Source organism: Mycobacterium avium subsp. avium, from assembly GCF_009741445.1.
GTDB classification, from domain to species: domain Bacteria; phylum Actinomycetota; class Actinomycetes; order Mycobacteriales; family Mycobacteriaceae; genus Mycobacterium; species Mycobacterium avium.
In genome coordinates this window covers 810,321-824,220 of record NZ_CP046507.1, presented here as the reverse complement: position 1 = coordinate 824,220, position 13,900 = coordinate 810,321, and the positions used below count along the sequence as shown (strand labels likewise).

At 72.1% G+C, this 13,900-nt stretch carries 12 protein-coding genes; 4 read left to right on the top strand and 8 right to left on the bottom strand.

What is annotated here, in order from left to right; genetic code table 11:
• Nucleotides 1–2 precede the first annotated feature (2 nt).
• Together ligA and MAA44156_RS04120 are read right to left on the bottom strand one after the other, a co-directional pair.
• Entirely contained in the window at nucleotides 3–2,084 is a 2,082-nt protein-coding gene (ligA, locus tag MAA44156_RS04125; protein WP_019733778.1) for an NAD-dependent DNA ligase LigA, read from the bottom strand.
• Nucleotides 2,085–2,138: 54 nt separating this feature from the next.
• Nucleotides 2,139–3,167 (bottom strand): uroporphyrinogen decarboxylase/cobalamine-independent methonine synthase family protein, encoded by a 1,029-nt coding sequence (locus MAA44156_RS04120; protein ID WP_003878753.1) that lies wholly within the window; start codon nucleotides 3,165–3,167, stop codon nucleotides 2,139–2,141.
• Nucleotides 3,168–3,265: 98 nt separating this feature from the next.
• On the opposite strand from MAA44156_RS04120, the gene MAA44156_RS04115 reads away from it, so the two are divergent.
• A complete protein-coding gene (locus tag MAA44156_RS04115) occupies nucleotides 3,266–3,910 on the top strand; it encodes a sensor domain-containing protein (RefSeq protein ID WP_003874984.1) in 645 nt (214 codons plus the stop codon).
• Between the two features lie 7 nt (nucleotides 3,911–3,917).
• Here the strand turns inward: MAA44156_RS04115 and mnmA are convergent, their stop codons facing one another.
• The 6 genes from mnmA to MAA44156_RS04085 all read right to left on the bottom strand — a co-directional run bounded on the left by mnmA (nucleotide 3,918) and on the right by MAA44156_RS04085 (nucleotide 9,960).
• Entirely contained in the window at nucleotides 3,918–4,994 is a 1,077-nt protein-coding gene (gene mnmA / locus MAA44156_RS04110) for a tRNA 2-thiouridine(34) synthase MnmA (protein ID WP_009978263.1), read from the bottom strand.
• Entirely contained in the window at nucleotides 4,995–6,173 is a 1,179-nt protein-coding gene (locus MAA44156_RS04105) for a cysteine desulfurase family protein (RefSeq protein ID WP_009978265.1), read from the bottom strand. It abuts the gene before it with no gap.
• Nucleotides 6,174–6,206: 33 nt separating this feature from the next.
• Complete coding sequence (locus MAA44156_RS04100) at nucleotides 6,207–7,151, bottom strand: lysophospholipid acyltransferase family protein (protein WP_121035563.1); 945 nt, start codon at nucleotides 7,149–7,151, stop codon at nucleotides 6,207–6,209.
• Nucleotides 7,151–7,996, bottom strand: coding sequence for a GNAT family N-acetyltransferase (locus tag MAA44156_RS04095; RefSeq protein WP_023879629.1), 846 nt, complete (start codon nucleotides 7,994–7,996; stop codon nucleotides 7,151–7,153). The genes MAA44156_RS04100 and MAA44156_RS04095 overlap by 1 nt, the downstream gene beginning before the upstream one ends.
• A 176-nt stretch (nucleotides 7,997–8,172) precedes the next feature.
• The gene (locus MAA44156_RS04090; RefSeq protein ID WP_003874979.1) at nucleotides 8,173–9,129 is read right to left on the bottom strand and encodes an electron transfer flavoprotein subunit alpha/FixB family protein; all 957 of its coding nucleotides are present in this window, start codon (nucleotides 9,127–9,129) and stop codon (nucleotides 8,173–8,175) included.
• Nucleotides 9,130–9,168: 39 nt separating this feature from the next.
• Nucleotides 9,169–9,960, bottom strand: coding sequence for an electron transfer flavoprotein subunit beta/FixA family protein (locus tag MAA44156_RS04085; protein WP_003878760.1), 792 nt, complete (start codon nucleotides 9,958–9,960; stop codon nucleotides 9,169–9,171).
• Nucleotides 9,961–10,187: 227 nt separating this feature from the next.
• On the opposite strand from MAA44156_RS04085, the gene MAA44156_RS04080 reads away from it, so the two are divergent.
• Genes MAA44156_RS04080 through MAA44156_RS04070 form a run of 3 tightly spaced genes read left to right on the top strand, consistent with a single transcriptional unit; the run spans nucleotide 10,188 to nucleotide 13,886 of the window.
• On the top strand, nucleotides 10,188–11,012 hold the full coding sequence (locus MAA44156_RS04080) for a class I SAM-dependent methyltransferase (RefSeq protein ID WP_009978276.1): 825 nt from the start codon (nucleotides 10,188–10,190) through the stop codon (nucleotides 11,010–11,012).
• Entirely contained in the window at nucleotides 11,009–12,613 is a 1,605-nt protein-coding gene (locus MAA44156_RS04075; RefSeq protein WP_009978277.1) for a 1,4-alpha-glucan branching protein domain-containing protein, read from the top strand. The genes MAA44156_RS04080 and MAA44156_RS04075 overlap by 4 nt, the downstream gene beginning before the upstream one ends.
• A 16-nt stretch (nucleotides 12,614–12,629) precedes the next feature.
• Entirely contained in the window at nucleotides 12,630–13,886 is a 1,257-nt protein-coding gene (locus MAA44156_RS04070; RefSeq protein WP_009978278.1) for a glycosyltransferase family 4 protein, read from the top strand.
• The last annotated feature ends 14 nt before the right edge of the window (nucleotides 13,887–13,900 follow it).

Genomic DNA, 13,900 nt, shown 5'->3' with positions numbered 1-13,900 from the left:
GCTCAGTCCGCCGGGGTTTCCGGCGGGCCCTCGGCCAGCAGCTTGCGGAAGCCGTCCTCGTCCAGGATGGGCACGCCGAGCTCGACCGCCTTGTCGTACTTGGAGCCCGGCGAATCGCCGGCCACCACGTAGTCGGTCTTCTTCGACACCGAACCGGCGGCCTTGCCGCCGCGCGCCAGGATCGCCTCCTTGGCGTCGTCGCGGGAGAAACCGGCCAGCGACCCGGTGACCACCACCGTCAGCCCCTCCAGCGTGCGCGGCACGCTGGCGTCGCGCTCGTCGGCCATCCGCACGCCGGCGGCCCGCCACTTGTCCACGATCGCGCGGTGCCAGTCGACGGTGAACCATTCGGTGAGCGCCGCCGCGATCGTCGGGCCGACCCCCTCCACCGCGGCGAGCCGCTCGGTGGACGCCGACATGATCGAGTCCAGATCGCCGAACTCGGTCGCCAGGGCGCGCGCCGCCGTCGGCCCCACGTGCCGGATCGACAACGCCACCAAAACACGCCACAGCGCAACCTTTTTCGCCTTCTGCAGGTTCTGCAGCAGCCGTGTGCCGTTCGCGGACAACGTGCCGGCCTTGGTCCGGAACAGCTCGGTGCGCAGCAGGTCGTCCTCGGTGAGCGCGAACAAGTCGCCCTCGTCGGCGATCACCCCGGCCGTGAGCAGCGCGGTGGCCGCCTCGTAGCCCAGCCCCTCGATGTCGAGTGCGCCGCGGCCGGCGACGTGAAACACCCGCTCTCGCAGCTGCGCCGGGCAGGACCGGGCGTTGGGGCAGCGGATGTCGGCGTCGCCCTCCTTGGCCGGCGCCAGCGGGGTGCCGCACTCGGGACACGTTGTGGGCATGACGAATTCGCGTTCGGTGCCGTCGCGCAGGTCGACGACCGGGCCCAGCACCTCGGGGATCACGTCGCCGGCCTTGCGGATCATCACGGTGTCGCCGATCAGCACGCCCTTGCGCTTGACCTCGGCGGCGTTGTGCAGGGTGGCCAGCCCAACCGTCGACCCGGCCACCTTGACCGGGGTCATGAACGCAAACGGGGTGACGCGCCCGGTGCGCCCGACGTTGACGCGGATGTCGAGGAGCTTGGTCTGCGCCTCCTGGGGCGGGTACTTGTAGGCGACCGCCCAGCGCGGCGCGCGCGAGGTGGCGCCGAGCCGGCGCTGCAACGCGACGTCGTCGACTTTGACCACCACACCGTCGATCTCGTGTTGCAGTTCGTAGCGGTGCTCGCCCCAGTAGCCGATCCGCTCCTGCACCGCGGCCAGCCCGCGCACCCGCGCGGTCTGTTCGGCCACCGGCAGCCCCCACACACTCAGCGCGGTGTAGGCCTCGTGCTGGGTTTTCGGCGAAAACCCCTCGGTGCGGCCGATGCCGTGGCAGATCATCCGCAGCTTGCGCCGCGCGGTGACGGCCGGGTTCTTCTGGCGCAGCGACCCGGCCGCGCTGTTGCGCGGATTGGCGAACGGCGCCTTGCCGTCTTCGACCAGGCTGGCGTTGAGCGCCTCGAAGTCGGCGAGCAGGAAGAACACCTCACCGCGCACCTCGAGCAGCGCCGGAACCGGGAAGTCGTCGCTGGGCGAGAGGCGTTCGGGCACGTCGTCGATGGTGCGGGCGTTGAGCGTCACGTCCTCGCCGACCCGGCCGTCGCCCCGGGTGGCGGCGCGTTCCAGCCGGCCGTCGCGGTAGACCAGCGACAGGGCCACCCCGTCGATCTTGAGCTCGCACAGGTAGTGCGGGTCCTTGCCGATCTCGTTCTCGACGCGATTGCTCCAGGCGATTAGCTCGTCGGTGTCGAAGACGTCGTCGAGGCTCAGCATCCGCTCCAGGTGCGCCGCCTCGGCGAAGTCGGTGGCGAAACCCGCCCCGCCGACCAGCTGCGTGGGCGAATCGGCCACCCGCAGCTCGGGGTGACGCTCCTCCAGGGCGAGCAGCTCGTTGAACAGCGCGTCGAACTCGGCGTCCGAGATGATCGGCGCGTCCTTGATGTAGTAGCGGAACTGGTGTTCGCGGACCGTTTCGGCCAGCTCCTGCCACTGCCGCCGCACCTCGGGCGGTACCGAATCAGCCTCTGCCGAGCTCACCTTGGCAGGCTATCCGAGCCGACCGACGCAAAACCCGGCAACCTTGCGGGTTGCCTATTCGATGGCGTCGGGGTCCTCGGCGAACAGTTCGGCCGCCCGGCGGGCGAGCCCGATCGCGGTGCGCGCCCACTCGGGCGTGGCGCCGGCCAGGCCGCACGCCGGGGTGACGCCGATCCGGTCGCGCAGAGCCGAGCGGGTGAAGCCGAGCCGATCGGTCACCGCGACCACGGCGCCGGCCACCTGCTCGGCCGACGGCCGCCGCGGCGGGACGCCGACGGCGACGACGCCCAACGCCACCGCCCGGCCCGACTCCACGAACGCGGCCATCCCGTCGAGATCCGCGGCGCCCAACGCGCTCGCATCCACCGACACCGCGCTGAACGCGCTGTCCTGCAACAGGTTCCATGGCATATCGGGGCCGCAGCAGTGCAACAGCACCTCACCGCCGACGGTGTGGACGCAGCCGTCGAGCAGGCCGCGCGCCAGGGCCTCATCGAGAGGCGGCACCGGACTGAGCGCGGTCACCCCGGGCAGCCCGCCGCCCAACGCCGCCGGCAGCGACGGCTCGTCGAACTGGACCACCACCGGCGTCTCGAGGCGGCGGGACAGCCGCGCGCGGTGCGCGGCCACGCCCTCGCCCAGCGAGGCCGCCAGATCGCGCAGCGCCCCGGGGTCGGTGATCGCCCGGTGCCCGTTGGCCAGCTCGATCTCGGCGGCCAGCGTGACGGGCCCCGGGGCCTGCACCTTGACCACCCGGCCGTCGTTGCGCAGGCCGGCGGCCTCCCAGGCCTCCTCCAGCGCGTCCATGTCCTCGTCGAGCAGGCTGATGGCGCGGCGGGTGACCGCGCCCGGCCGGGCCACCAGGCGGTAGCCGCGCGGCACGGTGTCGATGGCCACGTCGACCAGCAGCGCCCCAGCCCGGCCGAGCATGTCGGCGCCCACCCCGCGGGCGGGCAACTCGACGATGTGGGCCAGCGCGCCCGCCAATTCCCCGACGACGACCTCGGCGGCCTCCCGCGCGACCGTGCCGGGCCACGATCCGACGCCGCTGGCCGTTGCGAAGGGGCGGGCGAAAGCACTCACCGGGCAACCGTATTCGACGTCGGCCGATCCGGCGGCCGGCAGGGGGCTGGGGGCCCGGGCGCGGCGCGGGTAGGTTCGAGCCGAAGGGGTGCGAAACGGTGTCGCAGAAGGCGAATGGTCGGTGGCTGCCGCTGCTGGGCGCGGTGGTGCTGCTGGCCGCGGCGTGCAGCCGGGTGGTGGACGGGGCGGCGGTGCCGGGACCCGGCGCCAACCACCGGGTGGTGCAGGGCGTCGACGTCGACGCCATCCTGCTGGACCAGTCGCGGATGCGGGCGATCACCGGCGCCGGGGAGCACCTGAGCATCATTCCCTCGATGGACGGCACCAGCCCGGTGGACATCGAGGCGCTGGCGCAGACCGCGCCGCCGGAGTGCCGGTTCATCTACGCCGAGACGGCAACGTTCGGGCGCGATCTCGAGGCGTTTCACAAGACCACCTTCCAGGACCCGCCCGACGGGGCGTTGATCTCCGAGGGCGCGGCGGCCTATCGCGACGCCGACACCGCGCGGCGCGCCTTCGGCTCCCTGGTGGGTGCGGTCACGGACTGCGCGAACGGCTCGGGCGGTCAGCTCTACGTCGGCGACTGGAACGCCGACGCCGGCTCTCTGCACCTGCGGCCCGGCGGCTGCGGGCGCGACTACCGGATCCTGTCGGTGGCCATGCTGGAAGTCACCTTCTGCGGCTTCGCGCAATCGGTGTCCGACATCGTGATGACGAACATCGCCGCGAACGTGCCGCGTTAGGCCCGGCTCAGCGCGACGTGCCGGCGATGGTCGCGCTGCCGAGCACCTCGTCGCCGTCGGGGTCGCGCCGGTAGAGCGCCAGGGTCTGGCCCGGTGCGACGCCGCGCAGCGGGGCGCGCAGGCGCACCACCAGCTCGTCGCCGACCAGTTCGGCCACCGCGTCCGCGGTTTCACCGTGCGCGCGCACCTGAACCGCGCACTCGAACGGCCCGGACGGAGCCGTTCCCGAGGTGAATACCACTGCGCGCCCGAGCATTTCGCGCACATCGAGGTCGGCCGCCTCCCCCACCCGCACGGTCGCGGTGTCGGCGTCGATCGCCGTCACGTAGCGCGGCCGCCCGTCGGGGCCCGGCCCGGCGATGCCGAGCCCTTTGCGCTGCCCGATGGTGAAGCCGTGCACGCCGTCGTGCTCGGCGAGCACCGTGCCGTCGGCGTTGACGACGGCGCCGCGTCGGACCCCGATGCGCTCACCCAAAAAGGCGCGGGTGTTGCCGGAGGGGATGAAGCAGATGTCGTGGCTGTCCGGCTTTTCGGCGACGGCCAGCCCCCGCCGCGCGGCCTCTTCGCGGATCTGCGGCTTGGGGGTGTCACCGATGGGGAACGCCGCGTGCCGCAACTGCTCGGCGCTGAGCACGGCCAGCACGTAGGACTGGTCCTTGTCCTTGTCGACGGCGCGGCGCAGCCGCCCGCCGGACAGCCGGGCATAGTGCCCGGTGGCCACCGCGTCGAACCCGAGCGCAACGGCTTTGGCCGACAGCGCCGAGAACTTGATCTTCTGGTTGCACGTCACGCAGGGGTTGGGTGTTTCGCCGCGGGCGTAGGCCGACACGAACGCGTCGATCACGTCCGCTTGGAACTTCTCCGCGAAATCCCAGACGTAGAACGGGATTCCGAGCACATCGGCGACCCGGCGCGCGTCGGAGGCGTCCTCCTTCGAGCAGCACCCCCGCGAACCGGTGCGCAGCGTGCCGGGAGCGGTGGACAGCGCCAGGTGCACTCCCACCACGTCGTGTCCGGCGTCGACCATCCGGGCGGCGGCGACCGACGAGTCGACGCCACCGCTCATGGCGGCAAGCACTCTCACTTACGAAGCCCCCGCTGCGGCCAGCGCGGCCCGGCGAGCGCGTTCCACCGCCCCGGGCAACACCCGCAGCACGGCGTCGACGTCCGCGTCGATGCTGGTGTGCCCCAACGACAGTCGCAACGAGCCGCGGGCGCTGGCCGGGTCCACGCCCATCGCCACCAGCACGTGCGACGGCTGCGCCACACCGGCGGTGCACGCCGAACCGGTTGAACACTCGATCCCGTTGGCGTCCAACAACATCAACAGCGCATCGCCCTCGCAGCCGCGGAAGGTGAAGTGCGCGTTGCCGGGAAGGCGCAACGGATCGCGGGCGCCGTTGAGGGTGACGTCCTCGATGCCGGCCAGCACCCCGTCGACCAGCCGGTCCCGCAACGCGCGCAGCCGGGCGCTGTTGGTTTCCAGCCCGTCGACCGAGATCCGGGCCGCCGCCGCCATTCCGACCGCCCCGGCGACATCGGCTGTGCCCGAACGGATGTCGCGTTCCTGCCCGCCGCCGTGCGCCAGCGGCACGCACGCGACGTCGCGGCGCAGCAGCAGCGCGCCCACGGCCGGCGGGCCGCCGAACTTGTGCGCGGTCACGCTCATCGCCGACAACCCGCTGGCGGTGAAGTCGACCGGCAGCTGGCCCACCGCCTGGACCGCATCGCTGTGCATCGGGACACCGAATTCCGCTGCGACAGCAGCCAATTCCGCGACCGGCTGCACGGTGCCGACCTCGTTGTTGGCCCACATCACCGAGACCAGGGCGACGTCGTCGTGACGGGTGAGCACCTCGCGCAGCGCGGGGGGGCTCACCGAGCCGTCGGCGGCGGTCGGCAGCCAGGTCACCTCGGCGCCTTCGTGTTCGACGAGCCAGTTCACCGAGTCCAGCACGGCGTGGTGTTCCACCTCGCTGGTCACGATGCGCCGCTGCCGCGGCTCGGCGTCGCGGCGGGCCCAGTAGATGCCCTTGACCGCCAGGTTGTCGCTCTCGGTGCCGCCCGCGGTGAAGATCACCTCCGAGGGGCGCGCGCCCAGCTTGTCGGCGAACAGCTCGCGGGACTCCTCGATGCGCCGCCGCGCCGCCCGGCCGCTGGTGTGCAGCGAGGAGGCGTTGCCGACCGTGCCGAGCACAGCCGTCATCGCCTCGACGGCGGCGGGGTGCATCGGGGTGGTGGCGGCGTGATCCAGGTAGACCATGACCCGACCCACGATACCGGCCGGCCGGCGGGCTCAGGCCACCAGCACGCGCACGTGACCAGCGCGCCGGGCCGCCGCCACGCCCACCGCGGACTGGCAGCGCCCGGCCAGGGCGCGCCGGTCGGTCCCGGGCAGCTGCAGCGACTCGACCTGCACCCGCGCCAGCGTGCGTCGCACGGTGAGCAGCCGGCGGATCGAGCCCAGCAGCGTCTCGTCGCCGACGAAGGCGGGCGCGGTCGAGGTGCTGCCGTCCACGTGCTGGTAGGTCAGCCGCAGCGGCTGCACCGGCCGCCCGGCGTCGATCGCCGCCTGGAACATGGCCGGATAGAAGGCGCCGCGGCCCCTGTGCGATGGTCCGCCTCCTCCTCCGGCCGCTCCCCGGCCGGCATCGTCGCCGGACGTGTGCGACGGTCCGCCGCCTCCCCCGGCATCGTCGCCGTCGCGACCGCACCAGGTGGTGCCCTCCGGGAAGGCCACCACCGTCTGGCCGGCCCGTAGCCGGTGGGCGACGGCGTCCACCACGCCGGGCAGCCGCCGCAAGCTGGACCGCTCGATCGGGATGATCTCCAGAATCCGGGCCACCACCCCGGTCGCCGGTCCGCTGAACATGTCGGCGCGCGCGACGAACGACCCGGGCAGCACCGCGCCGATGGCGAAGACGTCCAGCCATGACGTGTGCGGGCTCACCACCAGCACCCCGCGCAGATTGCGAATCGGGTTGCCCGACACCGTGATCCGGACACCGAAGCAGCGCAGCACCAGCCGGCAGTAGATGCGCTGCACGCGGGTGCGCCCCGGCAGCGGCACCGCCAGCAGCGGCCAGCCCGGTGCCAGCAGCACCGCCAGCAGCAGCCGCAGCGTCACCCGCACCACCACCCGCAGCCGCCGCTCGGCCGCCGGCCGGCCGGCGGCCACGCAGCGGGCGTCACACGAGGCGCGCGGCAGCCAGGAGTGCCCGCCGCCCGCGGGGGCCTGCATCACCGGCCGCCCGCCAGTTCCGCGGCCGCCGACACCGATCTCAGTCGCTTCAGGTACCGGGTGTCGGCATCCTGTTTGCCCAGCAGCACGCAGAAGTCGCCGACCCCGAAGTCGGGGTCGTGCGCGGGCTCGCCGCACACCTGGGCGCCCAACCGCAGGTAGCCGCGCATCAGCGCCGGAACCGACGGCCGCGCGGGCGGCTGGATGTCGTCCAGGGCGGTGCCGTCGACGACCACCGGCCGGTGCGGTCGCACCCGGTACCGCGCCGGCGCGCCGTGCCGGCTGACGACGAAGTCACGCACGCCCCGCAGCCGGCTGCCCGGGGGCGCATCATCGGCGTCCCCGATGGGCACCGACACGCATCCGGTCACGTAGTCGTAGCCGTAGCGGTCCAGGTAGGCCAGGATGCCCGCCCACATCAGCAGCACCACGCCGCCGTTGCGGTGCCCGTCGCGCACCACGGCGCGGCCCATCTCCACCAGCGACGGCCGCAGCGGGTCGAAGGCGCGGATGTCGAACTCGGTGGCGGTGTAGAGGCCGCCGGCCGCGATGGCGCCCGCGGGCGCCAGCATCCGGTAGCAGCCCACCAGCTCGCCGGTGTCGTCGTCGCGGACCAGCAGGTGGTCGCAGAATTCGTCGAACCGGTCGACGTCGCGGCCGGACCCGTCGGCCGACGGCAGGGCGAAGCCCGGCGTGCTAGTGAACACCTCGTAGCGGAGCCGCTGCGCCGCCTCGATCATGGCGGGGTCGGCCGACAGCAGCAGGGAGTAGCGCGGCGCGGCGGACGACCCGGTCGCCGGACCGCTGGGGTGGTCGCTGGGTATGAGGACCGAAGCAATGCTCATGGCACCCAACGTGGCGCAGCCGATGAGCGAGTCGGCGTCGACGCTATGACGTGTCGGTGCACGTCAGATGACGAACTGTGGCGAAAAGCGTGACCGCCGTTACCTCGGGCCCAGCAGATGCAAAAGCCCCCGACACGCCGGGGCGTCGGGGGCTTTTGCGTCTGCTCGCGCGGCTATCAGCCCTTGCGGGCCTTGATCGCCTCGGTCAGCTGCGGGGCGACCTTGAACAGGTCGCCCACCACGCCGTAGTCGGCGATCTCGAAGATCGGCGCCTCTTCGTCCTTGTTGACCGCGACGATGGTCTTGGACGTCTGCATGCCCGCGCGGTGCTGGATCGCGCCGGAGATGCCCAGCGCGATGTAGAGCTGCGGCGACACCGTCTTACCGGTCTGGCCCACCTGGAACTGGCCCGGGTAGTAGCCGGAGTCGACGGCGGCACGCGAGGCGCCGACGGCCGCGCCGAGCGCGTCGGCCAGCTCCTCGACCACCTTGAAGTTCTCCGCGCTGCCCACGCCGCGGCCACCGGAGACCACGATGCTGGCCTCGGTCAACTCGGGGCGGTCACCGGCGACCGCGGGCTCGCGGGCGGTGATCTTGGTGGCGTTCTCGGCGGCGGCCGGGACCTCGACGGTGACCTGCTCGCCCGCGCCGGCGGCCGGCTCGGCGTCGACGGCACCGGCGCGCAGCGTGATCACCGGGGTGTCGCCGTTGGCCTGTGCCTCGACGGTGAACGCGCCACCGAAGATGGAGTGCACGGCCTTGGCGCCCTCCTTGACCTCGACTACGTCGACCAGCAGCCCGGAGCCGATCCGGGCGGCGAGCCGGCCGGCGATCTCCTTGCCGTCGGCGTTGGCGGCCAGCAGCACGGCCGCCGGGGCGTTCGACTCGGCCAGCGATGCCAGCACGTCGACCACCGGGGTGATCAGGTACTTGTCGACGTCGTCGGACTCGGCGACGTAGATCTTGGCGGCGCCGGCCTCCTTCAGCCCGTCGACCAGCGGCGCGGCCGTTCCCGGCGTGCCGACCACGACGGCCGACGGCTCGCCCAGCGCCCGGGCGGCGGTGATCAGTTCGGAGGTGACCTTCTTCAGTGCACCCTCGGCGTGCTCCACGAGCACCAATACTTCAGCCATGGTTTATCGCTCTTCTCGTCTGTGGGATGTGGGCTCGTCTTAGATGATCTTCTGGCCGACCAGGTACTGGGCGATCTGGTTGCCGCCCTCGCCCTCGTCGGTGACCTTCTCACCCGCGGTCTTCGGCGGCTTCGGCGTCGAGGACAGCACGCTGGAACCGGCGTTGGCCAGCCCGACCTCGTCGGGCTCGACCCCGATCTCGGCCAGCGTCAGCACCGTGACCTCTTTCTTCTTGGCGGCCATGATGCCCTTGAACGAGGGGAAGCGCGGCTCGTTGATCTTCTCGGTGACGCTCACCACCGCGGGCAGCGTGGCCTCCAGGTTGAAGACGCCGTCGTCGGTCTCCCGCTCGCCGGTGACCTTGCCGTTCTCGATGGACAGCTTGCGCAGGTGGGTGAGCTGCGGCAGGCCCAGGTACTCGGCGATGATGGCGGGCACCGCCCCGCCGGTGCCGTCGGTGGACTCGTTACCGGCGATCACCAGCTCGGTGCCCTCGATGGTGCCCAGCGCGCGCGCCAGCGCCCAGCCGGTCTGCACCACGTCGGAGCCGTGCATGCCGTCGTCCTTGAGGTGGACGGCCTTGTCGGCACCCATGGACAGCGCCTTGCGGATCGCCTCGGTGGCCCGCTCGGGGCCCGCGGTCAGCACGGTGACCGAGCCCTCGCCGCCCTCGCGCTCGCGGATCTGCAGGGCCTCTTCCACCGCGCGTTCGTTGATCTCGTCCAGCACCGCGTCGGCGGCCTCGCGGTCGAGCGTCCAGTCGCCGTCTGTCAGCTTGCGCTCCGACCAGGTGTCTGGGACCTGCTTTATCAGGACCACGATGTTCGTCATGAGTGTGGTTCGTCCTCCTCGAAGGGGTCCGCAGCGATCGACTGCCAGACCTCGGTACGCGTTTTTCGCAACGCACAGCGGTGTTACTACCCGGTAACTTCGTGCGGTATGCCTTCACACCATAGCTGGTAGTACTGCAGGTTCCTGCAGCCCGTCCGCCGCTGCGCAGCGGGGCCAGACTTTCCCCGGTTCGCGAATCCGACACTTCGCGTTAGCCTGCCTATGCAATGAGCGCACTGGTTCCCGACGTTCCCCCGCACCCGCCCGCCGGCACCGCACCGGCCGGCGACGCGGTGATGATGCTGACGGGCGAGCGCACCATCCCGGGCCTGGACATCGAAAACTACTGGTTCCGCCGCCACGAGGTGGTCTACCAGCGGCTCGCCCGGCATTGCGCGGGCCGCGACGTGCTCGAGGCCGGCTGCGGCGAGGGATACGGCGCGGACCTGATCGCCGGCGTCGCCCGCCGCGTGATCGCCGTGGACTACGACGAGGCCGCCGTGGCCCACGTCCGCGGCCGCTACCCCCGGGTGGACGTCATGCAGGCCAACCTCGCGCAGCTGCCCTTGCCGGACTCGTCGGTCGATGTTGTGGTCAACTTCCAGGTGATCGAGCATCTGTGGGACCAAACACAATTCGTCGTCGAGTGCGCGCGGGTGCTGCGCCCGTCCGGGCTGCTCTTGATGTCCACGCCCAACCGGATCACCTTCTCGCCGGGCCGCGACACCCCGATCAACCCGTTCCACACCCGCGAACTCAACGCCGTCGAGCTCACCGAACTGCTTGTCGGCGGCGGATTCCGCGACGTGTCGATCAGCGGCCTGTTCCACGGCCCGCGGCTGCGCGAGATGGACGCCCGGCACGGCGGCTCGATCATCGACGCCCAGATCGCCCGCGCGGTCGCCGACGACCCGTGGCCGCCGCAGCTGGCGGCCGACGTCGCCGCGGTCACCGTCGACGACTTCGAGCTGGTGCCCAGCGGCGCCGACGCCGCCTCCGGCCACCACATCGACGACAGCCTGGACCTGATCGCGATCGCGGTAGCACCGTGAATTCCTCGCACGACCGGGTTCCCGGCCTGTTCACCCTGGTTTTGCACACCCACCTGCCGTGGCTGGCCCACCACGGCCGCTGGCCGGTCGGCGAGGAATGGCTGTATCAATCCTGGGCGGCGGCCTACCTGCCGCTGCTGAGGGTGCTGGACACGCTGGCCGGCGAAGACCGCCGGGGACTGCTCACGCTCGGCGTCACACCGGTGGTCAACGCGCAGCTCGACGACCCGTATTGCCTTGACGGCATGCATCATTGGCTGGCCAACTGGCGGCTGCGCGCGATGGAGGCTGCCAGTGTGCGCTCGGCGCCGCGGTCCAAGTCGGCCGGATACCAGGCGTGCACACCGGAAGCGTTGCGCGCCTTGGGTATTCGCGAATCGGCCGAGGCGGAACGAGCCCTGGACGATTTCGCCACGCGGTGGCGGCACGGCGGCAGCCCGCTGCTGCGCCGGCTGCTGGACGCCGGCACGGTCGAGTTGCTGGGCGGCCCGCTGGCCCACCCGTTCCAGCCGCTGCTGGCACCGCGGCTGCGTGAGTTCGCGCTGCGCGAGGGGCTGGCCGACGCAGCGTTGCGGCTCGGGGCGCGAAAAGGCCGGGGCCCCGGCGGGATCTGGGCGCCCGAATGCGCCTACGCGCCCGGCCTCGAGCACGACTACGCCGCGGCCGGCGTCACCCATTTCATGGTCGACGGCCCGTCGCTGCACGGCGACACCGCGCTGGGCCGGCCCGTCGGCGACACCGACGTGGTGGCGTTCGGGCGCGACCTGCAGGTCAGCTACCGGGTGTGGTCACCTAAGTCCGGCTATCCGGGCCACCCGGCGTATCGCGACTTCCACACCTACGACCACCTCACCGGTCTCAAGCCGGCCCGGGTGACGGGCCGCAACGTGCCCTCGGAGGGCAAGGCGCCCTACGATCCGGACCGCGCCGACCACGCGGTCGACCTGCACGTCGCCGACTTCGTCGACGTGGTGCGCAACCGCCTGACCAGCGAGTCGGAGCGGATCGGGCGTCCGGCGCACGTGGTGGCCGCGTTCGACACCGAGCTGTTCGGGCACTGGTGGTACGAGGGCCCGACGTGGTTGGCGCGGGTGCTGCGCGCCCTGCCCGAGGCCGGGGTCCGGGTGGGCACCCTGCACGACGCGATCGCCGGCGGCTTCGTAGGCGACCCGGTGGACCTGCCGCCCAGCTCCTGGGGGTCGGGCAAGGACTGGCAGGTGTGGGCCGGGGACCAGGTCGCCGACCTGGTCCAGCTCAACTCCGAGGTGGTCGACACCGCGCTGAGCACCGTCGACAAGGCCCTCTCGCAAGCCGGGTCGCAGCCCGCCGCGCTGGACGGGCCGGTCCCCCGCGACCACGTGGCGGACCAGATCCTGCGCGAGACCCTGCTCACCGTCTCCAGCGACTGGCCGTTCATGGTGAGCAAGGACTCGGCCGCCGATTACGCCCGCTACCGCGCCCACCTGCACGCCCACGCCACCCGGGAGATCGCGGGCGCGCTGGCGTCCGGCCGGCGCGACACCGCGCAGCGGCTGGCCGACGGGTGGAACCGCGCCGACGGGCTGTTCGGGGCGCTGGATGCGCGCAGGCTGCCGCGATGAGGAGGCGGGCCGTCGCATGAAGATCCTGATGGTGTCGTGGGAGTACCCGCCGGTGGTCATCGGCGGGCTGGGCCGGCACGTGCATCACCTGTCCACCGCGCTGGCCGCGGCCGGCCACGACGTCGTCGTGCTGTCCCGCCGCCCCACCGGGACCGACCCGCGCACCCACCCGTCGACCGACCAGATCAGCGAGGGCGTCCGGGTGATCGCGGCCGCGCAGGACCCGCACGAATTCACCTTCGGCACCGACATGATGGCCTGGACGTTGGCGATGGGCCACGCCATGATCCGTGCCGGGCTGCCCCCCAAACTGCACGACAAGAAGCCGGGCGGCAACCGCCCCTGGCGTCCCGACGTCGTGCACGCGCACGACTGGCTGGTGGCCCATCCCGCGATCGCGCTCGCCCAATTCTACGACGTGCCAATGGTTTCCACCATCCACGCCACCGAAGCGGGTCGGCATTCGGGTTGGGTCAGCGGGCCGATCAGCCGTCAGGTGCACGCGATCGAGTCGTGGCTGGTGCGCGAATCCGATTCGCTGATCACCTGTTCGGCGTCGATGGCCGACGAGATCACCGAACTGTTCGGCCCCGGGCTGGCCGAGATCACGGTGATCCGCAACGGTATCGAGACCGCCCGCTGGCCGTTCGCGCCGCGCCGGCCGCGCACCGGGCCGGCCGAGCTGCTGTATCTGGGACGGCTCGAGTACGAGAAGGGCGTGCACGATGTCATCGCCGCGCTGCCGCGCATCCGGCGCACCCACCCGGGCACCACGCTGACCATCGCCGGCGAGGGCACGCAGCAGGGCTGGCTGGTCGAACAGGCGCGAAAACACCGGGTGCTCAAGGCAATCCGATTCGTCGGCCACCTCGAACACTCCGAGCTGCTGGCGATGCTGCACCGCGCCGACGCCGCGGTGCTGCCCAGCCACTACGAGCCGTTCGGCATCGTGGCGCTCGAGGCGGCCACGGCCGGCACTCCCCTGGTCACGTCGAACATCGGCGGCCTGGGCGAGGCGGTGATCGACGGCCAGACCGGCGTCTCGTGCCCGCCCCGCGACGTGCCCGCGCTGGCCGCGGCGATCCGCACCGTGCTCGACGATCCGGAGGCCGCGCAGCGGCGCGCCTGCGCCGCCCGGGAACGGCTCACCTCGGACTTCGACTGGCACACGGTGGCCGACAAGACCGCGCAGGTGTACCTGTCCGCCAAGCGGGCGGAACGGCAGCCGCAGGCCCGGCTGCCCATCGTCGAACACGCCTTGCCCGACCGGTAGCCCGTCCCTACCGT